22 protein-coding genes are annotated in these 22,817 nt (G+C 70.5%); 12 read left to right on the top strand and 10 right to left on the bottom strand.

Going from position 1 to position 22,817, the window contains the following annotated elements; genetic code table 11:
* Positions 1–22 precede the first annotated feature (22 nt).
* Both BM355_RS11065 and BM355_RS11060 read left to right on the top strand, forming a co-directional pair.
* Positions 23–679: a maleylpyruvate isomerase family mycothiol-dependent enzyme gene (locus BM355_RS11065; RefSeq protein WP_245760760.1), complete on the top strand. Its 657-nt coding sequence runs from the start codon at positions 23–25 to the stop codon at positions 677–679.
* A gap of 148 nt (positions 680–827) precedes the next feature.
* Positions 828–1,883: an LLM class flavin-dependent oxidoreductase gene (locus tag BM355_RS11060; protein WP_091698566.1), complete on the top strand. Its 1,056-nt coding sequence runs from the start codon at positions 828–830 to the stop codon at positions 1,881–1,883.
* A 116-nt stretch (positions 1,884–1,999) separates the two neighbouring features.
* Here BM355_RS11060 and BM355_RS11055 read toward each other — a convergent pair whose 3' ends face one another.
* A complete protein-coding gene (locus BM355_RS11055; RefSeq protein WP_143109486.1) occupies positions 2,000–2,251 on the bottom strand; it encodes a hypothetical protein in 252 nt (83 codons plus the stop codon).
* Positions 2,252–2,291: 40 nt separating this feature from the next.
* On the opposite strand from BM355_RS11055, the gene BM355_RS14685 reads away from it, so the two are divergent.
* The 5 genes from BM355_RS14685 (at position 2,292) to BM355_RS11030 (ending at position 7,108) form a co-directional block, all read left to right on the top strand.
* Positions 2,292–2,777 carry a WGxxGxxG family protein gene (locus BM355_RS14685; protein WP_091698464.1) on the top strand — a complete coding sequence of 162 codons (486 nt, stop codon included), beginning with the start codon at positions 2,292–2,294 and terminating at the stop codon, positions 2,775–2,777.
* A 137-nt stretch (positions 2,778–2,914) separates the two neighbouring features.
* Entirely contained in the window at positions 2,915–3,808 is an 894-nt protein-coding gene (locus BM355_RS11045) for a MerR family transcriptional regulator (RefSeq protein WP_091698461.1), read from the top strand.
* On the top strand, positions 3,798–4,811 hold the full coding sequence (locus BM355_RS11040) for an ABC transporter ATP-binding protein (protein ID WP_091698459.1): 1,014 nt from the start codon (positions 3,798–3,800) through the stop codon (positions 4,809–4,811). The genes BM355_RS11045 and BM355_RS11040 overlap by 11 nt, the downstream gene beginning before the upstream one ends.
* Positions 4,808–6,460 carry an ABC transporter permease gene (locus BM355_RS11035; protein WP_091698456.1) on the top strand — a complete coding sequence of 551 codons (1,653 nt, stop codon included), beginning with the start codon at positions 4,808–4,810 and terminating at the stop codon, positions 6,458–6,460. Before BM355_RS11040 ends, BM355_RS11035 begins: the two co-directional genes overlap by 4 nt.
* A gap of 90 nt (positions 6,461–6,550) precedes the next feature.
* Positions 6,551–7,108 carry a DUF2087 domain-containing protein gene (locus BM355_RS11030; RefSeq protein ID WP_091698453.1) on the top strand — a complete coding sequence of 186 codons (558 nt, stop codon included), beginning with the start codon at positions 6,551–6,553 and terminating at the stop codon, positions 7,106–7,108.
* 69 nt (positions 7,109–7,177) lie between these two features.
* Here BM355_RS11030 and BM355_RS11025 read toward each other — a convergent pair whose 3' ends face one another.
* The gene (locus BM355_RS11025) at positions 7,178–8,095 is read right to left on the bottom strand and encodes an ArgP/LysG family DNA-binding transcriptional regulator (protein ID WP_091698451.1); all 918 of its coding nucleotides are present in this window, start codon (positions 8,093–8,095) and stop codon (positions 7,178–7,180) included.
* Positions 8,096–8,165: 70 nt separating this feature from the next.
* On the opposite strand from BM355_RS11025, the gene BM355_RS11020 reads away from it, so the two are divergent.
* Positions 8,166–8,978, top strand: a complete 813-nt coding sequence (locus BM355_RS11020) for a LysE/ArgO family amino acid transporter (RefSeq protein WP_245760759.1) — start codon at positions 8,166–8,168, stop codon at positions 8,976–8,978.
* Between the two features lie 4 nt (positions 8,979–8,982).
* Here the strand turns inward: BM355_RS11020 and BM355_RS11015 are convergent, their stop codons facing one another.
* Positions 8,983–9,720, bottom strand: coding sequence for a GyrI-like domain-containing protein (locus BM355_RS11015; protein WP_091698449.1), 738 nt, complete (start codon positions 9,718–9,720; stop codon positions 8,983–8,985).
* A 158-nt stretch (positions 9,721–9,878) separates the two neighbouring features.
* On the opposite strand from BM355_RS11015, the gene BM355_RS11010 reads away from it, so the two are divergent.
* Positions 9,879–10,991: a hypothetical protein gene (locus BM355_RS11010; RefSeq protein WP_091698446.1), complete on the top strand. Its 1,113-nt coding sequence runs from the start codon at positions 9,879–9,881 to the stop codon at positions 10,989–10,991.
* A gap of 109 nt (positions 10,992–11,100) precedes the next feature.
* On the opposite strand, the gene BM355_RS11005 is transcribed toward BM355_RS11010, so the two are convergent.
* The gene (locus BM355_RS11005) at positions 11,101–12,069 is read right to left on the bottom strand and encodes a hypothetical protein (RefSeq protein ID WP_091698444.1); all 969 of its coding nucleotides are present in this window, start codon (positions 12,067–12,069) and stop codon (positions 11,101–11,103) included.
* On the opposite strand from BM355_RS11005, the gene BM355_RS11000 reads away from it, so the two are divergent.
* Positions 12,068–12,688 (top strand): DinB family protein, encoded by a 621-nt coding sequence (locus tag BM355_RS11000; RefSeq protein WP_091698441.1) that lies wholly within the window; start codon positions 12,068–12,070, stop codon positions 12,686–12,688. The genes BM355_RS11005 and BM355_RS11000 overlap by 2 nt on opposite strands.
* Positions 12,689–12,697: 9 nt before the next feature.
* Positions 12,698–13,126, top strand: coding sequence for an NUDIX hydrolase (locus BM355_RS10995; protein ID WP_245760758.1), 429 nt, complete (start codon positions 12,698–12,700; stop codon positions 13,124–13,126).
* Between the two features lie 6 nt (positions 13,127–13,132).
* Here BM355_RS10995 and BM355_RS10990 read toward each other — a convergent pair whose 3' ends face one another.
* Complete coding sequence (locus BM355_RS10990) at positions 13,133–14,947, bottom strand: HNH endonuclease signature motif containing protein (RefSeq protein ID WP_091698437.1); 1,815 nt, start codon at positions 14,945–14,947, stop codon at positions 13,133–13,135.
* 311 nt (positions 14,948–15,258) lie between these two features.
* Here BM355_RS10990 and BM355_RS10985 point away from each other — a divergent pair, with 311 nt between their 5' ends.
* Positions 15,259–17,277 (top strand): ABC transporter ATP-binding protein, encoded by a 2,019-nt coding sequence (locus BM355_RS10985; protein WP_091698557.1) that lies wholly within the window; start codon positions 15,259–15,261, stop codon positions 17,275–17,277.
* 80 nt (positions 17,278–17,357) lie between these two features.
* Here the strand turns inward: BM355_RS10985 and BM355_RS10980 are convergent, their stop codons facing one another.
* The 5 genes from BM355_RS10980 to BM355_RS10960 all read right to left on the bottom strand — a co-directional run bounded on the left by BM355_RS10980 (position 17,358) and on the right by BM355_RS10960 (position 22,640).
* Positions 17,358–18,494, bottom strand: a complete 1,137-nt coding sequence (locus BM355_RS10980) for an ABC transporter permease (protein ID WP_245760756.1) — start codon at positions 18,492–18,494, stop codon at positions 17,358–17,360.
* Between the two features lie 47 nt (positions 18,495–18,541).
* Positions 18,542–19,423, bottom strand: a complete 882-nt coding sequence (locus BM355_RS10975; protein WP_091698432.1) for an ABC transporter ATP-binding protein — start codon at positions 19,421–19,423, stop codon at positions 18,542–18,544.
* A gap of 129 nt (positions 19,424–19,552) precedes the next feature.
* Complete coding sequence (locus BM355_RS10970) at positions 19,553–20,347, bottom strand: response regulator (RefSeq protein WP_091698429.1); 795 nt, start codon at positions 20,345–20,347, stop codon at positions 19,553–19,555.
* Positions 20,344–21,711, bottom strand: coding sequence for a sensor histidine kinase (locus tag BM355_RS10965; RefSeq protein ID WP_091698427.1), 1,368 nt, complete (start codon positions 21,709–21,711; stop codon positions 20,344–20,346). The genes BM355_RS10970 and BM355_RS10965 overlap by 4 nt, the downstream gene beginning before the upstream one ends.
* A 71-nt stretch (positions 21,712–21,782) precedes the next feature.
* Complete coding sequence (locus tag BM355_RS10960; protein WP_091698425.1) at positions 21,783–22,640, bottom strand: VOC family protein; 858 nt, start codon at positions 22,638–22,640, stop codon at positions 21,783–21,785.
* Positions 22,641–22,817 lie beyond the last annotated feature (177 nt).

The following is a 22,817-nucleotide window of genomic DNA, read 5'->3' as shown; positions in this document are numbered from 1 at the left end:
GCCGCCCGGCCATACTGGGACCGTGAGTCAGAACGCAGTGATCGAGTGGGACCGTGACCGGGTGTGGCAGGCCGTCCGGGAGGAGCGAGCTCGGCTGGCCGCCGACCTAGAGCACCTGACCGAGGAGCAGTGGCACTGCCGCTCCCACTCGGCGGCGTGGACCGTGGAGCAGACTCTGGCGCACCTCACGGCCGGTGCCTCCCTAGGTCGGCTGGCCTGGCTGCGCAGCATGATCGGGGCCCGGTTCAACGCCGACGTCCACAACCAGCGCCGGCTCGAGGAGCACCTGAGGCGCACGCCGAGGGAGACCTGGGAGCGGTTCGCCGCTGTGGTGGACAGCCGCGTGGAGCCGGCACGCACCACCTGGGCGTGGTTGGGCGAGGTGATCGTGCACGGCACGGACATCCGCTTCCCGCTCGGGATCGACTCCGCACCGGACACGGATGCGGTGACCTACGTGGCCCAGCACTTCGCCGAGCGGGACTTCGCCGTCCATTCCAGCACCATGGTCGAGGAGCTGGAGCTGGCGGCCACGGACGCTCCGTTCCACCACGGCCAGGGCCCGCGCGTGGAGGGGCCGGTGCTGGACCTGCTGATGGTGATGTCCGGCCGCTCCGCGTTCCTGCCGAACCTGACCGGGCCCGGCGTCCCCACACTCCGCCAGCGTCTCGCCCTCTGATCTCACCCCTGGACCCCCGCCTGAACTGGACGTTCAAATTTCAAGGAATGTTCCGTCGTCGGGAGGTGTTGTACCCGGCGTGACTGAGAACCAGAGCTTTGCCTCCACCCCCGCGCTCGCCGCGCCCACGCCCAACCCGTCCACCGAGATGGCAGACTCCGTGCCCGCTGGCACCCTGGAGTTCGGCCTGCACACCTTCGGTGACATCACCGCGGACCGCTCCGGCACCCGCCTGGACCACCCTGAGGTCCTGCGCAACGTGGTGGCCGAGGGCGTCCTCGCGGACCAGGTGGGCGTGGACGTGATCGGCGTGGGGGAGCACCACCGTCCTGACTACGCCGTCTCCGCGCCGGACATGGTCCTGGCCGGGATCGGCGCCCAGACCGAGCGGATCAAGCTGATCTCCGCGGTCACCGTCCTCTCCTCGGACGACCCCGTGCGCGTCTACCAGCGCTTCGCCACGCTGGACGGCATCACCGGCGGCCGCGCGGAGGTCTCCCTGGGCCGCGGCTCGTTCATCGAGTCCTTCCCGCTGTTCGGCTACGACCTGCAGGACTACGAGCGCCTCTTCGAGGAGAAGCTGGACCTGTTCGCCGCCCTGCGCAGCGAGGGCCCGGTCACCTGGCAGGGCAGCACGCGGTCCGCGTTGTCCCGCCAGAGCATCTTCCCGACGACGGCCCACGCCTCGGGTCTTCCGGCGTGGGTGGCGGTGGGGGGCACCCCGGCATCGGTGGTCCGTGCGGCGAGGTACGGACTGGGCCTGGAGCTGGCGATCATCGGCGGTCAGCCAGCCCGCTTCGCCCCGTTCGCCGACCTGTACCGACGCCAGATCCAGGAGAACGGCATGGAGCCGCGCCGCGTGGCCGTGCACTCCCACGGATTCGTGGCCCAGACCGATGAGGAGGCCGCCGAGCGGTACTACCCGCACTGGGAGGCGTCCATGCGCAAGCTCGGCGCCGAACGCGGCTGGCCGGCTCCGAGCCCGGCCCAGTTCCGGCAGGAGATCACTCAGGGCGCGCTGCACCTGGGCTCCCCGGAGACCGTGGCCCGCAAGATCGCCACCACGGTGAAGGCCCTGGGCGCCGGCCGGTTCGGCATGAAGTACGGCAACGGCTCCCTGCCGCACGAGGACATGATGGAGTCGATCGAGCTCTACGGCACCCAGGTCAAGCCGATGGTGCTGGACATGCTCGCCGGGTCCTGACGCCGCGCCCCCCTAGGCACAGAGTGACGAAACCCGGTCACTTTGGTGGGGGTCTGGTCACTGTGCGCCTGGGGAGAGCTGCCGGAAGATGGGCGCCGTCTGCACCGTCTTCGCTGTCAGCCGGTGTAGGAGGCGCTCCACGACTCGGCGAGGGCGGCCACGTCCTCGGAGTCAGCTCGGGGAAGGTCGCTCTCTGCACGCGAGGGAACCCCGGTCACGTCCACCACGATCCAGTGCACGGCCCGGGCTGAGGCGGTCGGGCCCTCGGCGGTGCCCTGAGCGGAGCACGCGCCCAGCGCCAGGCCGGCGGCCATGAGTGCGGCGGGGACGAGGAGGCGCGAGCGTCGACTCTGACGTGGGGCTTCCATGGACTGACCTTACGACTCCCACCCAGCCGCCGGCCAGCACTTGCCAAGCTCCCCGGCCTGCGCCGTAGCGCCCGGATCAGAGGTACGGCGTCGATCGTGGGCGCACCCGGAGTCCGGCACACCGCAGGACCCTCCCACGCGCCGTGCACGAGAGGAAGGTTCATCATGGAACTTCGCACCCTGGAGCTTCGCAAGCCCGTCGCCCACCACGACGGTCACCCAGGAGGACGACGACAACGGCAACAACAACGGCCTCTGGGGCCTGGCCGGACTGCTGGGCCTGGCCGGCCTGGCCGGTCTGCGCAAGCGCCGTGACCACGTGGAGCATGTCCACGCGGACCGTCGCGACCACCGCACGGACCACCGCGACGACCATGTGGACCACCGGATCGACGACCATGTGGACCACCGTGACGGCCACCTGAACCGGGCCGAGGGTCATGTGGACGTGGATGACGCCCCGCGCCGCGGCGGACCCGGCGGCATGGGAGGAACCGGAGGACTGGGCACCCCCGGCGCACCGTGATCCGTCCCGCCTGACTCGGCGGATCCGCTGAACGACGGACCGGCCTCCCTGTGGGGGCCGGTCCGTCGGCATATATCAGGACTCTGCGGCGGTCCAGGGTTGACAGTGACGCAACGTCACACCTGCATGATGGGTGCATGAAGGTCAAGGAGCTCGCCGAACTGGCCCGCACCACCGTCCGCACGGTGCGCTACTACCACCAGATCAGCTTGCTGCCCCTGCCCGCCCAGCGGCACGGGTGGCGCGACTACGGGATGGCGCACGTCGCCCGGTTGCTGCGCGTGCGCTGGCTGGTGGACGCCGGCGTCCCCTTGGCCCAGGTCAAGGAGATGCTCGCCGCCGAGCCGTCCTCCCCGTTCACGGTCCCGCCGGGTGCACCAGGCTCCGCCGACCTTCCCGGCGACGGCTCCCTCGCCCGAACCTCCATCCTCACCGACCTGCGCCACACCTTGGAGGGCGTGGACCGGCAGATCGCCGACCTCACCACCCAGCGGGAACGGCTGGCGGCGCTGATCGCCTCGGTCGAGTCCGACGGGTCCCTGACCCCGGTCCCGCCCCAGCTGGTCTGGATGTACACCGAGCTGATACGCCGGGCTCCCAGCCAGCGCGCCCGCCGGATTATGCAGTCCGAATGGGACGTGCTCGAGGTCGCCTGCTACCGGATGGAGCTGCCGCACGGGGTGGTCGAGTTCGTGGACCGGCTCAGTGCCTCCGACCTGGACCGGATCGCCGAGTTCTTCGACCGGTTCCAAGAGCTCTCCGGCAGCCGTGCGCCAGACACCGAGCAGCGCCTGCGTGCACTGGCCGCCGAAGTGGCGCAGTTCAGCCGCGCGGTGGCCCCGGAGGTGGTGGCGGACTGGGAGGACCTGATGGAGGACGGCAGCTATGCCTGGGCCTGGCGCCCGTTCATCCTGGCCTTCCCCGGGCGGCACTACCGCATCTACGCCCAGGCGATCGCCGAGGAGCTGGGCGTCCGGCTCTCCGCCGAGGACCACCGAGCACTGAAGGGGTGGGAATCTCATGACCAGTAAGCCCAGTACGCCCAGCGCTGAGCACGCCGGCACCGAGCGCCTGGGCACCGAGCACCCCGTCGAGGTCCGCGGCCTGACCAAGCGGTTCGGCTCCTTCACCGCCGTGGAGGACTTCGACCTGACCGTCCAGGCCGGCACCGTGCACGGGTTCCTCGGGCCCAACGGGGCCGGGAAATCCACCACCATGCGCGTCCTGCTGGGACTGTACCGGCCGTCGTCGGGAACCGTCCGGGTGTTGGGGCACGATCCCGCCACCCATCCTGCCGAGGCGACCCGGGGCATCTCCTCCGTCCCCGGGGATGTGAGCCTGTGGCCGAACCTGACCGGACGGCAGGCGCTGGACGTGCTGGCCGGACTGCGCGGGCGGTACAGCCACCGGCGCGAGGCCGAGCTGATCGAGCGGTTCGCGCTGGATACCACCAAGAAGGTGCGCAGCTACTCCACCGGCAACCGCCAGAAGGTCATGCTCGTGGCCGCATTCGCCGCTGAGGCCCCACTGCTGCTGCTGGATGAGCCCACCGCGGGCCTGGACCCGCTCATGGAGATCGAGTTCGGCCGCTGTGTGCGCGAGGCTGTGGGGCAGGGGCGCACCGTGCTGCTCTCCAGCCACCTGCTCGCCGAGGTCGAGGAGCTGTGCACGGAGGTCACCATCATCCGCGACGGCCGACTGGTCGAGTCCGGTCACCTGGAGCAGATGCGGCACCTGGCGGCCTCCAGCGTGACGGCCTCGGTCCCGGCGGCGCGGGCGGAGGAGCTGAGTGCCCGGCTCGCCGAGCGCGGGTTGCGCCTGGCAAGGCCCGACGACGGCCTCTCGGCTCCCAGCACCGCACCGGCTCCCAGCGCGGAGGGGCAGGGGGAGGTCCGACTGCGGGGCTCCGTGGACCGCGAGCAGGTGACCGGTGTGCTCGGTCTGCTGGCGGAGTCGGGGGCGCAGGACATCACCTGCACCCCGGCCTCCTTGGAGGAGCTGTTCCTGCGTCACTATGAGGTGGGTGCGCGATGAGCCGGGCGCAGCCGACCTCCGGGTCCGGGCAGTACCGGCGGCTGATCCGACTGGTGCTGCGGCGGCACTGGCTGATGCTCGGAGCCTGGTTGGGCGGGCTGCTGCTGCTCGTGGTGATCACCGCCCCCGCGTATGAGACCACGTATCCGGAGCTGTCCCAGCGCACGTTCATGGTGGAGTCGCTGCGGGCGAACACCGCCACCACACTGCTCTACGGTCCGCTGCCGGACCCGGGCCGCCTGGGTCAGCTGCTGGTGTGGGAGACCGGGACGTACGTGCTGGTGCTCGGCGCACTGATGGGCATCCTGCTCGCGGTGGCCCTGGTGCGCCGGCCTGAGGACGAGGGCACCCTGGAGCTGATCCGTTCCACGGGAACCGCCCCCTGGGTCCCGGCGGCTGCGGCGCTGACCGTGCTGATCGGACAGTGCCTGACCCTGGGTGGCGGGGCGGGCCTGATCCTATGGGTGCAGGCACAGCGGATCGCCGAGCTGACGGAGTCCGGAGCCATGGCCTTCGGGCTGCTGGTGTCCGCGGTGAGCCTGGTGTTCGCCCTGATCGCCGTGGTGTGCTGCCAGCTGGCCGCCGACGCACGCACCGCCCGGTCCTGGGCGCTGATCGTGCTGGCGGCGGCGTTCCTGGCCCGGGCCGTCCCGGACGCCACCGCCACCCTGGACGCGTCCCACCGTGCTCCGGTGACGGTCCTGCACTGGATCTCGCCGCTCGGCTGGGCGCAGGTGGTGGCGCCGTACACCGACGACCAGATGGGGCCGTTCCTCGCCTTCGGTGCGGCGGCCGTGGTGTTGCTGGGCGCTGGGCTGGGGCTGTCCGCTCGGCGCGAGTACCGGTCCGGCCTGCTGGCCCGCACCCGGGGCAGCTCGGCGCGGATGAGGGTCCGTTCCCCGCTGGCCTTTGCGTTGCGGCGTGGGGTCGGCTCCTGGGTGGGCTGGACGGTGGCAGTGGTGGGACTGGCAGCCCTGTTCGCCGGGATGAGCTCGGGGATCCTGGAGCTGATCGAAGGGTCCGATGCCACCGCGCAGATCGTGCAGCAGATGTTGGGGGAGGGGTCCGTCACCTCGATGTTCTTCCGCATGACGGCCATGTTCGGGGGCATCCTGAGGGCGATCTACGCCGTGGGAACGGTCCTGCGGGTCCGGGCCGACGAGCGCGAAGGTCTCTTGGACGTCGAGTTGACCACCGGCCGGCGCCGCTGGGAGCCGCTGGTGGCCGCCCTGCTGACGGCCGCCGTCGGGTCCTTGGTGATGCTGCTGCTGGCCGGTGGGGTGACCGCTCTGGTGGCACAGGGTCAGCTGGGGGATGAGGCGGCGCTCGACGAGACCCTGGGTTACCTGGTGCTGCAGTGGCCTGCGGCGCTGTGCCTGGCTGGGTTGGCCACTGTGATGGTGGCCGGACTGCCGCGTCTGAGCTGGCTGATGTGGGCGCTGGTGACGGTCTCGGCCACGCTGGCCTGGCTCGGTGGCCTGCTGGACCCGCCGCAGTGGCTGATGGACCTGGTGGTCTTCGAGCACGTGCCCGACCTCTCCGTGGGCGAGCCGGAGTTCTGGCCGTTGGGTGTGCTGGCGGGGATCGGCGTGGCGGGGCTCCTCGTCGCCGTGCCCCTGATGCGTCGCCGCGACCTCTCCCGCGCCTGATCCTCCTTCGGGCACAAAGTGACCAGACCCCCACTACAGTGACCGGGCGTGGTCACTTTGTGCCTGGGGGGGGTGGGGCAGGATGGTCGGATGAGCAGTTCTGACCCGGCACCCGCACCCGACTGGAAGCCGATCCTCGCCGCCCTGGGCAACGAGGCCGCCCGGACCGTCTTCGCCCACGCCGCCTTGGGCACCCTGGACGCGCAGGCCCGCGCGGCGCTGAACTCCCGGGAGGCCAAGGCCCTGCAGACCTGGCTCTCGCTCGGTGTCCTCACCCAGGTTCCCGACGACGGCCCCGTCACCTCAGCCGGTTCGGTCACCGTGGACGGTGGCCTCCTGCGCGCCACCCTCGCCGCACCCCAGGTGCGGGGCGAGCAGAAGGCGCGGGCCGGCGTCGGGAAGTTCCTGGTGGGCGGTCTGGGACCACGGATCCAGGCCCTGCCGGCGGCTCCGGGGGAGCGGCGCGAGCTGCTGATGTGGGTGCGGGACGCGGCGCTGCGGCCCGGCGAGGTGCTCACTGAGCCGCAGCTGAACGAGCGGCTGCGCGTGTTCCATGAGGACGTCGCCCTGGTTCGCCGGTACCTGGTGGACCACGGACTGCTCGAGCGCACGCCCACCGGTACGCAGTACGCCCTGCCCCGATCATGATCACGCCAACTGGGGTCGGGCTCGGCGTGTCGCAGAGTCTTCTGCGCACGTGATCCGTTGGGTGGCAGCTCAGACCATGTGGCGGGCGGCCTGTTGGACGGCGGCCGTGAGCCGGTCCAGCGCCTCCGTCCCGGCGGACCACCGCTGCCAGTGCAGTTGGACCTGGGCTGCGCCGAGCTCCGGGATCGCCTCCAGCTCAGGGTGGGCGCCCTCCAGCACGCCCGGCGGCAGCTGCGCGTCCGGGAACATGCCCCAGCCCATGCCCAGCTCCACCGCCTGCAGATAGGTCTCCGCGTCGGGGACCACATGACGCGGCGGGTCCAGGGTCAGCCCACGCTCGCGGCCGAGCCGGGCCAGGCGGGAGCGCTGCAGGTTGTCTCGCGTGCCGAAGTCGACCACGGGCATGGCGCCGAAGTCCACGGGCGCCTGCCCGTTGCCGACAGTGTCCCCGGAGCCGCCCGTTCGGTACCGGTCCAGCAGGGCTGAGGCGGCCACGGCGTGGTACCCCATCTCGCCCAGCTCCATGGACACGCAGCCGGACACGGGGGTGGGGCGTTCGGTCACCGCCGCCACCACCGCACCGGAGCGCAGCAGTTCGTGGGTGTGCTCCTGGTCCTCGGTCTGCAGCTGGAGCGCGACATCGTCCCAGGTGGCCGCCTGGCGCAGCACCTCCACGAACCAGGTGGCCAGCGAGTCCACGTTGACCGCCACGCGCAGCACCGTCCGTCCGCCGCTGCCCCGGCCGAGCGAGCGCCGGGCGTCGTCCTCCAGCACCGCCACCTGACGGGCCAGCCGGAGCACGCGGTCCCCGGCCGGCGTGGTGGCCACGGGCACGGTGCGGGTCAGCAGCACCTGGCCCATGTCCTTCTCCAACGCCTTGATCCGTTGGGAGAACGCGGACCCGGAGATGCGCAACAGGTCGGCCGCCGCCTCGAAGGTGCCCTCGTCCACGGCGGCCGCCAGGGCGCGCAGATGATCGGTGTTCATGAAGGAAAGCTTAGGACTCTGAAGGATCTTCACGTGGAGCGGACGCTTCACACCTGTCTACAGTCACGGGGTGACTCCCGTGATGACTGTCTTCCTGACCGGCCTGCTGACCTGCCTCGCCCTGAGCGCGGCGATCGGTGCGCAGAGCGCCTTCGTGCTGCGCCAGGCGATCCGGCGCGAGCATCTGGCCGCCGTGCTGGCGGTCTGCATCGCCGGCGACGCGGTGCTGATCTTCGCGGGCACCGCGGGCGTGGGTGTGGTGACCGACCGCGCCCCGTGGCTGCTGGAGGTGCTGCGGTGGGGCGGCGCGGCGTACCTGGTCTGGTTCGCCCTCAGCTCGTTCCGCTCGGCCTTCACCACCCAGCGGCTGACGGTGGACGTGTCCGACGAGCCGGCAGAGCCCGCCGACGTGTCTGAGTCCGCCGCTCTCGTGGTCCAGCCTGAGGTCATCGAGTCGCCCGCACCGGAGCCGTTCGCCGCTCCGCGCGAGGGTGGGGTCGCCCTCGCCACCCGCACGGACGCCCGACCGGGCACCAGCGCCTGGCCGCGCATCACTCCGAGCGTTCAGCGCACCCGGCTCCGGATGCCGCGCCCCGCCCCGCTGCTGCGTGTGATGCTCACCGCGTTCGCCGTGTCCTGGGTGAACCCGCAGGCCATCGTGGACTCCACCGTCATGCTCGGCACTCTGGCGGCCGCCTTCGGACCGGACCGCTGGGCGTATGCCGCGGGGGCCGTCGTCGGGTCAGCCGTGTGGCTGCTCGCGCTGGGACTGGGCGCCCGCGCGCTCGCCCCTGTGCTGAAGACGCCGCGCACCTGGAAGGTGATCGACGTGGCCGTGGGCTGCGTGGTGCTGGTGGTCGCGGGCGCCCTGGTGGTGGGCTGACCGGTCAGGCGCCGGGCTCGGAGACCTTGGGGGCGTCCTCGGCGTCGTTCTCCGCGCCGGCTCTCTGCTCAGCCTCGGAGTCGTGCGAGTCGTCTGCGGTGTCCTCGCCCTCGGCGGGTGCCTCTCCGCTGCCCGCCTTCGCTGAGCCGTTCGGATCCTGCTCGGAGACCTCCAGCTCCTCCTCGAGGTGCTCGGCCTCGGCCACCACGGTGGGCTGGACGGGCTGCTGCAGGTGGGTGACCCACTCGTCCATGGGCACGTCCTCGCCGGACTGCAGGTAGACCTCGCGGCTGGGGCCGGACGCCACCCACTCCCCACTCTCGGCGATCCACTGCTCCAACGCCCGCCAGGACTGCCCGATGCTCTGCATGGACCCCCGGTGCGCCAGCACGGCGGCCTCGGTGGCGGGCAGGTCGGCCAGCTGCAGCCCTTCCACCGGGCCCTCGGCGTAGAGGTAGCCCACGGTGAAGCTCAGGCCGTTCTCCGGGTGCTCGGGGTCCATGTCATACACGCTGATGCCGGTGCCGGGCGTGCCTCCTGCGGCGGCGATCTTCTCTGCGGCGGTGCTGAACATCCCGCCGATCACCTCGCCCACCTGGTCCGGGCCGGACAGCTCGGCGGGCACGCCAGCCATGGTGGCGCCCTCCAGCCGGGTGATCTTCACCTCCGGGGACTTCTGCTCGGCCTGCTTCTGCTCAGCCTGCTCGGTCTGCTCCGGCTGCGCGTCTGACTTCTCTGCCACGGCGTCCTCCTGGGGATGTAGGGGTGCGTGGACCGGTGGGGTGGAGCCCGCCGATCTCGGTCTGGCTCCAGTCTTCACCACGGACCCCGGCCGGTGAAAGGGGCCACTCTCAGGCGTCGGATTTCCGCACTCGCCCAGGTCACCGGGATGATGGACGGGTGACCCCTGCACCCCGTGACCCCGCCCCCGGCTCCCGTTCTGCCAGTTCCACCGCGTCCACCGGTTCAGCCCCCGCGGCCCCAGTCCACCTGGGCCTGATCTTCGCCCCGGACCTGGTGGGGCGGTACCGCGACCCGCTGCTGGCCGAGCTCCCCGACCTGCTGGAGTCCCGGTTCCCCGGCGTGGAATGGATCCTGTCCACCGCCACGGAGGACCGGGACGATCCGGCCGAGGACGCCCTGGGCCTGCTGGAGGCCACGCGCGACCGCATGCTGGACGAGGACTGGGACATCGCCGTGGCGATCACCGACGAGGTGCTGCGCCAGGGCCGGCACACGTACGCCCAACAGGTCTCGGCCGCGCACGCGGCCGGCGTGATCTCCGTCCCCGCGCTGGGTGTGACCACCACGAGCGCGCGGGTCGCGGAGACGGTGGTGGCGGCCGTGGGTGTGGTGTTGGGAGTGGATCCCGACGGCGGCGGCTCACCGGAGGCGGTCGCGGAGAGGGCGCGTCAGCTCGCCACGGACGTGGAGGACCGGCAGGAGGAGAACGTCACTTCGTACACGGCCAGGGTGTTGGGCGGGAACGTGCGGCTGCTGCTGGGCATGGTTCGCACCAACCGCCCATGGCTGCTGGCCGTGCGGCTGTCCAAGTCGTTGACCGTGGCGCTCGCATCCGGTGTTCTGACCCTGGTCACCACGGACCTGTGGCTGCTCTCCTCGGAGTACTCGCCACTGCAGATGACACTGCTGGGACTGGTGTCCGTCGGGGCCGTGACCGGGGCGCTGATCGTGGGCGCTGGACTGTGGGAGCAGGCCCGCCGGGACGGGGAGCGCGAGCAGGTGACCCTGTTCAACGCGGCCACGGTGCTGACCGTGCTGATCGGCGTGATGGTGCTGCACCTGATGCTGTTCGTCGCGTCCTTAGGCGGGGCCCTGCTGCTGGTGGATGCAGACGTCTTCACCGAGGTCACCGGGGAGGTTGCGGATCTGCCCGAGTACCTGAAGCTGGCCTGGCTGGTGGGAGGCCTGGCCACCCTGGGCGGCGCACTGGGCGCCGGACTGGAGAACGAGGCCGTGGTCCGCGCCGCCGCCTACACCCGCACCGGGTGAGGGAGCCGGCCTGAGGCGGGTCTGTGGCCGGACACAGTGAGAGGCGGCGGGTTCCCTCGCATGGGCCCGCCGCCTCCCGGTCTGTGGTGATCCGGATCGAGATCAGCGATCAGTGGTCATGGCCCTCATGACCCTCATCCTCGTGACCTTCGTGACCCTCGTGACCCTCGTGACCCTCGTGGTCTGAGTGGTCAGCAGGCTCGGTGCCGGACTCACCGCTGGAACCCTGCTCGTCGGCGTGACTGGTGTGGCCGTCGTCGTGCCCTGCCTTCTGGCCTGAGTCCTTCGCCGCGCCCTCGGCGTTCGGGGTGCTCTCGGCATGACCGGTGACCACCACCATCTCCACCGGGGCCACCGGCAGGTCCAGGGTGCGCTCCACAGTGCCCTGGGCGATGTCCACGACCACGAGCTTCTGCTGCTCGGCGTCGGTGATGTAGGCCAGGCCGTCGGCCGACTTCAGGATGGGGCCGGGCTGCTGCCACTCGGCCTTCTCCTCCCAGGGCTCGATCGCCTTGACCTCGTGGAGGATCTTCCCGGACTCGTCCAGGATGTTCAGCTCGCCGTCGTAGGTCAGAACGAGTGACTCGCCTTCCGGCCCGCGCGCGAGTGAGCGGAACCAGTAGGAGGAGCCCAGGTCCACGGTGGTCAGGGTGTCCTGGACGGAGTCGATCAGCGCGATCTCGGTGGGACGCTCCTGCTCGGCATCGGCGTCCACTTTGTGGTCTCCGAGCACGATGCTGGAGGCCTTGGTGCCGGCCAGGTTGCCCGAACGCTGGTACTCGGTCTCCACCGGGACCTTGTGGAACGCTCCGTCGCGGTACACCACGGGGCCGTTCTCGCAGCCCAAGACCACTGCTTCATCGGCGGCGACGGTCTCGCCGTGCACGCCGGGGCAGTCGGTGGTCTCGGCCAGGACCTTTCCGGACTCGCGCTCCAGGACCTGGACGGTGTTGCGGCCCTCTTCGGTTCCCTGCGTGGTGAGCAGGCTGCCGTCGGTCAGCTCCAGAGCCACGCCGTGGTGCGCGTTCTCGGTGGAGGTCTCCACGGCCACTCGGACAGGGTGCAGGATGGACCCCATGACTGAATCGCGTCCTGCCCCGTCCGGAACCGATGCCGACGGCGGGGTCAAGGCTGTTCTGCACTGGTATCTGCGGAGGTCGCGGCAGACCCTGCGGTGGAAGCTGGAGGGTCTGACCGAGCGGCAGCTGCGGATGCCGATGACCCCCACGGGCACCAACCTGCTCGGAGTGCTCAAGCACGTGGCCTCGGTGGAGGTCGGCTATTTCACCGAGTGCATGGGGCGACCTACGTCGATCGAGGTGCCCTGGTTCGCCGATGACGCCGAGCCGAACGGGGACATGTATGCCACCGCAGAGGAGTCGCTTGAGCAGGTTCTGGCCTTCGCCGACCGGTGTGCCGCTGAAGCGGATGAGGCGATCGAGGCGCTGGACCTGGATGCATCGGGTCGTGTCCCGTGGTGGTCTCAGCCGGACGTCACGCTGGGCCGTCTGCTGACGCACATGGTGGACGAGTACGCGCGGCACCTGGGGCACGTGGACATCGTTCGAGAGCTCCTCGACGGCCAGGCTGGACTCATGCCGGGGAACTCGAACCTGCCCAGCGGCCACGATTCCGATGATGAGCGGTGGTGGTCCGACTTCACGGGCCGACTGCGTCAGATCGCCGAGCAGTTCTGAGGTCCTGTGGTGAGTGATGGTGCGGTGATCAAGGTCTCCGCCGTGGTGGTGCGGCGCGCGGACGGACAGGTGCTCACGGTGCGCAAGGCCGGGACGGTGATGTTCATGTTCCCCGGCGGCAAGCACGACGACGGCGAGTCACCTCTGCAGACGGCTCGCCGTGAGCTGGTGGAGGAGACGGGCCTGGCGGTGGCGCTCGAGGAGCTGGATCACCTGGGGGCCTGGGACACGGCCGCGGCCAACGAACCCGGCCGCCTGCTGCACTCCGAAGTGTTCATGGTGCGCCAGCCGCTCACCGAGAGTGAGCGCCCTGTCCCCGCCGCCGAGATCGAGCAGCTGACCTGGATGGATCCGCGCAATCCCGTGGCCCCGGCCGGGTTCAGCATCGCTCCTCTGCTGCTGGAGGTCTTCGAGGACCTGTCTTCTGCCTCCCGCTGACCACGCTCAGGGTCTGAAGACCCTGTTGCGCTGGGGTGTCTGGTGGGGGTCGAGCCAGGGCTCAGGGGTGAACCAGGGGCGGCCCTGATCCATGGTGATGCTCCAGGCGCCGGCGTGAACGGCGTGATGGTGGTGGGAGCAGAGCAGGGCCCCGTTCGCCAGGGAGGTGGGGCCGTCATGGATCCACTCCTGGACGTGGTGGGCTTCGCACCAGGGGGCGGGGATGCGGCACCCCGGTGCGGTGCAGCCGCCGTCGCGGGCGATGATCGCCTGCCGCAGGGGCCCGGTGAAGAACCGCTCGGCCATCCCCACGTCCAGGACCTCTCCCTCGCCGCCGAAGACGACGGGGAGGAGGTCGGCGTCGCAGGCCAGTGCCCGGATGTGGGTGGGGTGGATGGGTCCGAGGAAGGTGGCCTCACTGATCCCACTGGCCTGTCCTGTGCGCAGCACGGTGGTGGGGGCGGGAAGGTCTGGCGGTGGTGAGCCAGGCGGTGAGATCCCGGGCAGGTCGGCCTGGCCTGGCGGACTGATGGTTCCGGGAGAGTCGGATCTCGGCGCTGCCGGGTGTGGACCCACTGATGCGTGGGTGGCCTGCACCTGACCGAGCAGCTGCTGGTAGTCGATGTGGACCATCACCTGCGGGCGGGTGCCTCCGGTGTTGGGCAGCCCGTTGCCGCTGGTCATGCGCAGCGCCCCCTGGAGCGCGGAGATGAGTCCGTTCATCTGCTTCTGGGCCACGCTGCGTGGATCGGTGGGCAGCTGGTGGATCTCACCGGGGTTCTCCGCATCGGGGTCCGGGTCCATGGCCGCTGCCGTGAAGAGGTCCTCGACCGGATCGAAGGGACCACGAGCCCGGGGGTTGGCGGCCGCTTCGGCCACGGTGGTGATGATCTCATGCTCCAGGTCGTCGGCGGTGATCAGCCAACGGTGCAGTCCCTGCCGCTGGCCTTGGTAGAACAGCCCTCGCCGGTGGTCGTAGTCACCGTCCACCGGCTCGTCTCCGTCTGGGTTGAGCACGGACTCGGCCAGCCGAGCCCAGCGGGCGCAGACCCTGCGCACGCCGTCCGGGTCCAGGGTGCGGGCCTCTCCGGTCAGCATCGCTTCACCTTCGGCCAGCACAGTCTCGATCAGCTCCGGTCCGGCTGGTCCCGCCTCGGCCAGGCCGCGGACCTTCTCCATGATCGAGGTGATGTGGTCCGCCGAGGCCCAGGCCACCGTCTGTTCTGCCGTAGCCCCTGCGAGCACAGGGTAGGTCGGTTCGGTGGCGGGCTGCCCCAGCGCGGCCGGAGCTGCAGTGAGATGCCCGGCCCGGCTCAAGCGGGTGCGGGCGGCCTTCAGCTCGATGTTCAGGCTCTGACGCAGGTAGTCCGCTGGGCAGCGGAAGGCGGTCATCCCGGCTGGCATGCCCAGCACCCGGGGCCGGATCGACTGATCGAGGTAGGCGCGTTCGGCATGGCCGGCCAGCTGCACCTGCACCCGGGTCACCGCTCGGCTGATCCGTTCCACGTGCTGGTTGGCCTCCGGCAGGGACGGGGTGGTCACGGGCTCCAGCGGCACGAGTGCAGGCGATGCCTCGGGCTCAGGTGGCGGCAGGTGGGCGCCCCAGTCCGCTCCCGGGTGCTCGGGCACGGTGAGCTGGCGGAACTGATCCACGGCCTCCGGGGCCTCCAGGCGACGGCCCAGCTCGACCAGCGCCGTCTGCGCGCGGTCCATCAGCTCGTGCAGGGACAGCTCCGACAGTGGGCTCGCTGACTCGATGCTGCGCACGGGGATGACGGCCAGGGGCGCGCGGGAGCCTGAGTCGGTCAGCTGTGCCGTCATCCTCACCACCTCTTCCGTGTGAACACCTGTCCGCTGTTCGAAGATATGTTCGACTATTTCCATTCGACCACGAACCACGGACGGGATAAAGGGCCGGCCGAAATCTGTGGACAGCCACCCGAGACAGGTCACCTGTGCAGGAGTCGACCCCGGGGAATCCACAGGGTGGGGACGGTTTCCGGTGCTCGGCTGGTTCTCCGCCGACGCTCGGTCAGCCACGGATCTTCCCTCTGCCGTCCACCCACCCCACGACCCGCCGGAACGCCACGGGACCAGGAACAATCCACCCCCTCCCGAGGTTGACCACCACCGTGAGATCTCTGGCGCGCATCCTGTCCTTCACCCGCGAACTGACCCCGCTCTACGTGGGGATCGTCGTCGCGGCGGTGATCACGTCTCTGCTCACCCTGGCCGTCCCGTTCATCACCGGCGCCGCCACGGATCAGATCGTCGCCGGGCTCAACGGCAGCCAGACCGTGGACACCACCATCGAGGCCGTCCTCTGGCTGGCCGGGGCCTTCCTGGTGGTCGAGCTGATCTCCACCCTGGTCAGCTCCGTGGGCGGCTACTGGGGCGATGTCATGGCAGCCCGGATGCGCACCATCCTCTCCACCCGCTACTTCGCCCAGCTGCTCGCCCTGCCCCAGCGCTACTTCGACAACGAGCTCACCGGCAAGATCACCTCACGACTGAACCGCTCCATCACCGAGCTGACCCAGTTCCTGAACTTCTTCGCCAACAACGCCTTCACCATGCTGATCACCACGGTGGCAGTCCTGGTCATCTCGGCGATCTACTGGTGGCCCCTGGCGGCGCTGCTGGCCACCATCTTCCCCATCTACATGTGGCTCACCGCCAAGACCTCCGTGCGCTGGCAGGCATTGGAGAAGGAGAAGAACCACGAGGTGGACGTGGCCGCGGGCCGCTTCGCCGAGGTCGTGGCCCAGATGCCGGTGGTGAAGTCCTTCGTCCAGGAGCCGCACGAGCACGCCGGATTCAGCCGGCACTACCACCGCATCATCGGCGTCACCCGCACCCAGTCCCGCTACTGGCACGGGATGGACGCCTGGCGCCGCGCGGCCCTGAACCTGGTGTTCTTCGGCCTGTACGCCCTGATCTTCATCCGCACAGCCACCGGCGAGTTCTCCGTGGGAGACATGGTCATGCTCATCCAACTCATGGCCATGGCCCGCCAGCCGGTCACCTCCATGAGCTACCTCGTGGACGCCTCCCAGCGCGCCATCGCCGGGTCCACCGACTACTTCGAGGTGATGGACCAGCGTCACGACCGCCAGCCCGATCCCCGCATCCTCGCCGCCATCGGTCCGGTGGAACAGACCAACACCACCACCCCGACGACGGCCGCCTCGCCTGACGCATCCGGCTCACCGGAGGCCTCGCCTCACCCGGCCCCCGCCTCCGGCGAGGAGAACGCGTCGGTGCGTGCCGTCGTCGGGAAGCCCTCCTCACCGCGGGCCGAGCTGGAGGTGAGTGATCTGCGCGCGCTGCGGGCCAGCGCAGTGGCCGGGCAGGACGGGCCGGGCAGTCAGGAGGCCGTCCCGGCGGTGGCGTTCCGGGACGTGACGTTCGGGTACGAGGATGGTCCAGACGTGCTGCGGGGCATCTCCTTCCACGTGGGGCAGGGCGAGAAGGTGGCGCTGGTGGGCGAGTCGGGCGGCGGCAAGTCCACGTTGGCCAGCCTGTTGATGGGACTGTATCCGGTGCACTCCGGGGCCGTGGAGGTGTTCGGGGCGGATGTGGACGAGCTGCCCGTCCCGGTCCTGCGTGCAGGAGTGGCCGCCGTGTTCCAGGACCCCTCACTGTTCTCCGGCACCATCCGCGAGAACATCGCCTACGCCCGTCCGGACGCCACGGACGAACAGGTCCGTGCCGCCGCTCGGGTGGCCAACGCGGACCGGTTCGTGGAGCGACTGGAGCAGGGCTACGACTCCCTGATCGGCGAGCGCGGACTGAAGCTCTCCGGCGGCCAGAAGCAGCGGATCGCGGTGGCCCGTGCGGTGCTCAAGGACGCCCCGGTGCTGATCCTGGACGAGGCCACCAGCTCCCTGGACACCCGGTCTGAGCGGCTGGTGCAGGCCGCGCTGGACCAGCTGATGGTGGGCAGGGCCAGCCTGATCGTGGCGCACCGGCTCTCCACCATCGCCGCAGTGGACCGGATCGTCACCCTGCGCGACGGCCAGGTGGATGAGATCGGCGCCCCGGCCGAGCTGGCGGTCTCCGGCGGGATCTACGCGGAGCTGCTGGCCCTGCAGAACCAGGGGACCGAGGCGGCGAAGAAGGCCCTGCAGCAGTACGGGATCGCCGGCTGAGAGCAGTCCGAGGACAGACGGAATCCGGCCGAGTCGCCCGTTCTGGTCGACCCGGCCGGTGTCTTCGGCGGTTGCCCGCATCAGCCCGCCAGGGCCTGCTTCCAGCTGATCCGCTTGCCCGTGCGCAGCACCGAGCGCTCGTACACCCGGGAGGCCAGCCACAGCACCACGGCGGTGGTGGCGAGCAGGATGCCCAGGCTGAGCAGGTGCTCCCACAGCGCGCCCTCACCCAGGTACACGCGCAGCGGCACGGCCACGGGTGCGGAGAACGGGATGAAGGACATGACCCGCAGGATGTCCGGGTTGTTGTTGAACACGATCACCGCGAAGTACGGGAGCATGACCAGCATCATCACCGGAGAGGTGGCCGAGCCGATGTCCTCCGAACGGGACACCAGGGACGCGGCCGCGGCGTACAGGGCGGCGAGCATCACGAAGCCCACGGCGAAGAGCAGCACGAACCACAGGATCGGCATGCCCAGCCCGTCCAGGGGCAGGGTGTCCTCGTTGATCTGCATGCCCAGCAGCGCCGCCGCGGCGAACAGGGCCACCTGACCCAGGGCGATCACCGAGTTGCCGATCACCTTGCCGGCCAGGATCGCCCGGGCCGGCACGGTGGCCAGCAGGATCTCCACGATCCGCGTCTGCTTCTCCTCCACCACCGACTGCGCGATGGTGGCGCCGAACAGGCTCGCCGCCATGAAGAACACCAGTCCGAAGCCCAGCGCGATGAAGTACACCAGCATGGGGTTGGGGGCGTTGGGGTCCAGCAGCTCCACGGCCGGGGACTGCGAGAGCGCCTGCACCAGTCCGGTGGGCACGTCCCGCTCAGCGATCACGGTCAGGCCGGTGGGAGAGTCACCGGAGGGCACGACGGCGGCGCTCGCCTCCCCGGACTCCACGGCGGCTCGCGCTGCCTCGGCAGAGTCGACGGGCATCGCCTCGACGTCGTCGCCCAGGGCGGCCACCTCGGACTGGGAGGCGGTGGTCACGGCCACGGTCTCCGTGGAGGAGAACGCGTCCGAGAGGCGGGGCAGGACCAGCGAGCCCAGCAGGATGCCGCCGAGCATGATGGCGGTGGTGATGATGAACGCCTTGGATGCCAGGCGCACCCGGATCTCGCGTCCGGACACCACCCCGACCGCCTGCCAGAACGGCGTGCGGCGCAGGCCACGGGTGTCGCGCGTGGTGGCGGTGCCGCTCCCGGTGTTCGGCACGTGCGGACTGTTCTGTGTGCTCTGCACTGTCTCGGTGCTCGGTGTCATCACTGGATCGTCTCCTTGAAGATCTCGTGCAGGGTGCGGCTGGTCTGGCCGAAGTGGTGGACGGTGCCGCGGCGCTGGGCCTCGGCGAGGACCTGGTTGGCCTGCTCGGGTGAGCTGGCGGCGAACCGCACGCGGCCGCCGTCGAAGGCCTGGACCCGGACTCCGGTGTCCCGCACCCAGCCGGTGTCCGCATCCACATGCAGCTCCCATTCGGGCTCGGTGGCGCTGGCCAGCAGCTCCTGGCGGGTGCCCTGGGCGTGGACCTGACCGTCGGCCAGGATCACCAGCTCGTCGCAGAGCCGCTCCACCACGTCCAGCTGGTGGGAGGAGAACAGCACGGGTGCGCCGGAGTCGGCCACGTCCCGCAGGACCTCGACGGTGGTGTCCACGGCCACCGGATCCAGTCCGGAGAACGGCTCGTCCAGGATCAGGGCCACGGGGTCGTGCACCAGGGCGGCGGCGATCTGCGCGCGCTGCTGGTTGCCCAGGGAGAGGTCCTCCAGGGGGTCCTTCATCCGCTCGCCCAGGCCCAGCCGCTCCAGCAGGCCCTGGGCGTTGGCGGTGGCCTCCTTCTGGGTCTTGCCGTGCAGGCGGGCCAGGTAGACCAGCTGGTCCAGGATCTGCATCTTGGGGTAGAGGCCGCGCTCCTCCGGCATGTACCCGATGTTCGCGCGGTACCCGGGGGTGATCGGTGCGCCGTCCACCTCCACCGATCCGCTGTCCGGGGTCAGCACGCCCAGGATGATGCGCATGGTGGTGGTCTTGCCGGCGCCGTTGCCGCCCACGAACCCGGTCATGCGTCCGGGGCGGATGTCGAAGGAGATGTCCTTCAGGACCCGGTGGTCCCCGAAGGAGCGGTTCACGTCTCTGAGGCTGATCATGCTTCCACGCTAGGCAGGATCAGGGCCGTGGGCCTCCGGCGTGGGGTGGAACTTCGGCCCAGATCAGGATCGCGTCGATCGTGCTCTCTCTCCACCCTGCGGGGGAGGGACGGGTCCCTGACGGGGCGGTCAGGCCCCGACCAGCCCGTTCTCGTACGCCCAGATCACCGCGTGGATCCGATCTCGGGCGCCCAACTTCATCAGCACATTGGACACGTGGGTCTTCACGGTGGCCTCGCCCACCACCAGGTTCGCGGCGATCTCTGCATTGGACCAGCCCCGTGCCAGCAGCAGCAGGATCTCGCTCTCGCGCCCGGTCAGTGCCCCACCAGGAGGCACCGGCATGCCCGACGGCGGCTCCGTCACCGGTGCCTCGCCGGTCGCCTCAGGCGTGGCCTCACCGGAGGCGCTGTGCTGGGAGGCGACCGTGGGCTGGGAGGTGCGGGAGCCGTCGTCGGGACGCTGTGCAGGAGCGGGTGCGCCCGGGGTGCTGAAGCGGGCCAGGACCCGGCGGGTGACCTGGGGGTCCAGCAGGGCCTCGCCGCTGCCCAGGACCTGGACGGCGCGGATGAGCTCCTCGGCCTCGGCGGTCTTGAGCAGGAAGCCGCTGGCGCCGGCCTGGAGGGTCTGGAAGAGGAAGTCGTCCCGGTCGAAGGTGGTCAGGATCAGGATGGATCCGCCGACCCCCGAGTCCACCAGCTGGCGGGTGGCCTCGATCCCATCCATCACCGGCATCTGCACGTCCATGCAGATCACGTCCGGGTCCAGCTGCGGGGCCAGGGCCAGCGCCTCGGCGCCGTTGGAGGCCTCGCCGACCACCTCCAGGCCCGGCTCGGACTCCAGGATGGTGCGGAAGCCGGTGCGGATCAGCGGCTGGTCGTCCACCAGCAGGATGCGCAGGTGCGGGGCCGAGGTGCTGGTCATGCGGGGTGTCCTTCGGGGGTCGGGGTGGAGGAGTCTGTGGCGGTCCGGCCCAGGGGTGCGGCACCGCGCGCGGGGACGGCGGCGCGGACCAGCCAGCCGCCGTGGTCGTCGCCGGCCAGGCGCGGACGGGGGCCGGCCTCCAGGGTCCCGCCCACCGAGCCCAGCCTCTCGCGCATGCCCTGCACGCCCATCCCGGTTCCGAGGGGGCGTCCGGCGGGCTGGCCGCGGCCGGTGTCGCTGACCTCCACCTCCACCCGGTCCGGGCGTCCGCGCAGCCGCACCTCCACGGCTGCGAGCGGCCCGGCGTGCTTGCGGGCGTTGGTCAGTGCCTCCTGGATCACGCGGTAGACGGTCAGCTCGGCGGCAGGGGAGAGCTCGGGCAGGTCCTCCACGCGGTGCAGGTGGACCTGCTGGCCCCTCTGGCGAGCCTGCCCGATCAGCTCGTCCAGGTCCTCCAGGGTGGGGGTGCGCTCGTCGGAGTCGTCCCCGGAGCGCAGGGTCCGGACCATGGACTGCAGCTCGACGATCGCCTCCCGGGCTGATCCCTCCACCCCCTTGAGCTGCTGTTCTGCAGCATCAGGGTCCCGGGTGATCAGGCGCCGACCGGCCGCGGCCTGGATGCCCATGGCGGTGACGTGGTGGGCCACCACATCGTGCAGCTCCCGGGCGATCCGCATCCGCTCCAGCTCCACAGCGTTGCGCCGCAGCTGGTCCTGCTGGTCGCGGATCTCGGCATGGGCGCGCTCCAGCTCCTCCCGCTCCAGGGCCTGCTGGTACGCGCGGTTGCCGAAAAACCAGGCGGCGGAGAAGTAGGCGATGTTGGTGGCCAGCTGGATGCCCAGCATGGACAGGTACGCGTTGACGCCGCGCTCACCGAACTCCGGGTCATAGAACCCTTGGACAGCCGCGCTCACCAGCCAGGCGGCCATGGCCACGGCGATCACCAGCCGGGTGATGAACGCGCGGCGGCGGTGGGGGTCCCAGGCGCCCACCGCGTAGAAGGTCAGGAAGAGCATCACCTGCGAGGCGTACAGCTCGATCCCCACGAACGTGCCCAGCAGGATGTAGCCGGCCGACATCACCACGGCGGAGGCGGCGGGCCACCGGCGGCGCGTGAGGACGGGCAGGGCCAGCAGGGAACTGCACAGGGCCACCCAGGGGACGTCGAGCTGGAAGATGCCCTCGGTCATGCCGGCCCCGGCCATCAGGTAGGTCATCTCCACGGCGGCCAGGGCCAGGATGACCGTCAGGATCAGGTCCTGACGGAACCAGCTCTCGGGCAGGCTGCGGCGGCGGAGGGCCGCAGGCGTGGACTCCGGCGTCGGTTCAGTCGCTTCGGTGGGCAGATCGGTGACAGCTGACACAGTCCCTGACCCTACCCAGGACCGTGCGCCCGGACCTCCACCGCAGGGCGGAGATGGACCGGGCGAACCCGTCAGGAGGGCAGCTGGACGATCGGGAAGCCGGCGCCCTGGGGGTCCCGGACCACGGCCATCCGACCGTGCGGGGAGTCCACCGGTCCAGCCAGCACCGTGCCGCCCAGCTCCTGGGCCTTCTGCACGGCGGCCTCCAGGTCATCCACTCCGATGTACACGCGCCAGTAGGAGATGGTCCCGGTCGGCAGATAGTTGGTGGCCTCGAGCATGCCGGCGGTGGCCTGCTCCCCGGGGAAGTCCGTGGTGTACCGGGCCGAGAGGTGATCGCCCTGCCACGGGGCCGGCTCCCAGCCGCTGACCTGACGGTAGAAGGAGAGGTGGGTGTCATAGTTCAGGCTCATCAGCTCGAACCACACCGGGGCGCCGTGCCCCGGGCGGGACAGATCCGTGGCCAGCGCCTCGGCGCCGCCGTAGGACTGCCACCAGCCCACCCGGTCGCCGGCCGGGCTGATCGCCACCGCCCGGGCACCCACCTCGCCCACCGGGGTGGGTGCGGTCAGGACCTTGCCGGCCGCAGCCTCCACCGTGGTCATCGTCTCCTGGAGGTCATCCGAGGCGAGGTACACCGTCCAGGTGGGGCGGCCGTCGTCGTGCTGTCCGTTGTGCTGGACCGAGGGCTGGTCTCCCGTGGAGCGCGCCCCGCCCACCACGGCGCCGCCCTCACGCTCGACCACGTGGTAGCCGTCACCGGCCTCGAGATCGCGGAAGCTCCAGCCGAAGAGCTCGCGGTAGAAGTCCTGGTCCGCCGCGACGTCCGGCACCGAGAGGTCGATCCAGACCGGAGAGCCCTCGCGGGGGGCCTGGGCGAGGTCGGTGGTCCCGGAGACCAGGGGTGCTGAGGGGGCGGACTCGGTCATGGCGTGACTCCTGTCATCGGCGGTCGGCGGTCGGCGAAGTGCAGCCTGCTCCCATTGTGTCCACTTCCGTGTCCCAAGTCACAGGTTCAGGTGCGTATGACGGTCCGCCGTCACGCACGAGGGCCGGATGTCCCCGTTCTGAGACATCCGGCCCTCGCAGGCTTCGTGGGAGCGGGT

Source organism: Micrococcus terreus, assembly GCF_900116905.1.
GTDB lineage: Bacteria > Actinomycetota > Actinomycetes > Actinomycetales > Micrococcaceae > Citricoccus > Citricoccus terreus.
Note: the sequence above shows the minus strand (reverse complement) of the source record. Positions and strands in the feature narration are given on the sequence as shown.

Bases quoted from the DNA above. Each gene is read 5' to 3' on its own strand.
- BM355_RS11060 (WP_091698566.1), top strand. From the start codon at position 828: ATGGCAGACTCCGTGCCCGCTGGCACCCTGGAGTTCGGCCTGCACACC.
- BM355_RS11055 (WP_143109486.1), bottom strand. From the start codon at position 2,251: ATGGAAGCCCCACGTCAGAGTCGACGCTCGCGCCTCCTCGTCCCCGCC.
- BM355_RS11045 (WP_091698461.1), top strand. From the start codon at position 2,915: ATGAAGGTCAAGGAGCTCGCCGAACTGGCCCGCACCACCGTCCGCACG.
- BM355_RS11040 (WP_091698459.1), top strand. From the start codon at position 3,798: ATGACCAGTAAGCCCAGTACGCCCAGCGCTGAGCACGCCGGCACCGAG.
- BM355_RS11035 (WP_091698456.1), top strand. From the start codon at position 4,808: ATGAGCCGGGCGCAGCCGACCTCCGGGTCCGGGCAGTACCGGCGGCTG.
- BM355_RS11030 (WP_091698453.1), top strand. From the start codon at position 6,551: ATGAGCAGTTCTGACCCGGCACCCGCACCCGACTGGAAGCCGATCCTC.
- BM355_RS11025 (WP_091698451.1), bottom strand. From the start codon at position 8,095: ATGAACACCGATCATCTGCGCGCCCTGGCGGCCGCCGTGGACGAGGGC.
- BM355_RS11000 (WP_091698441.1), top strand. From the start codon at position 12,068: ATGACTGAATCGCGTCCTGCCCCGTCCGGAACCGATGCCGACGGCGGG.
- BM355_RS11005 (WP_091698444.1), bottom strand. From the start codon at position 12,069: ATGGGGTCCATCCTGCACCCTGTCCGAGTGGCCGTGGAGACCTCCACC.
- BM355_RS10990 (WP_091698437.1), bottom strand. From the start codon at position 14,947: ATGACGGCACAGCTGACCGACTCAGGCTCCCGCGCGCCCCTGGCCGTC.
- BM355_RS10975 (WP_091698432.1), bottom strand. From the start codon at position 19,423: ATGATCAGCCTCAGAGACGTGAACCGCTCCTTCGGGGACCACCGGGTC.
- BM355_RS10970 (WP_091698429.1), bottom strand. From the start codon at position 20,347: ATGACCAGCACCTCGGCCCCGCACCTGCGCATCCTGCTGGTGGACGAC.
- BM355_RS10960 (WP_091698425.1), bottom strand. From the start codon at position 22,640: ATGACCGAGTCCGCCCCCTCAGCACCCCTGGTCTCCGGGACCACCGAC.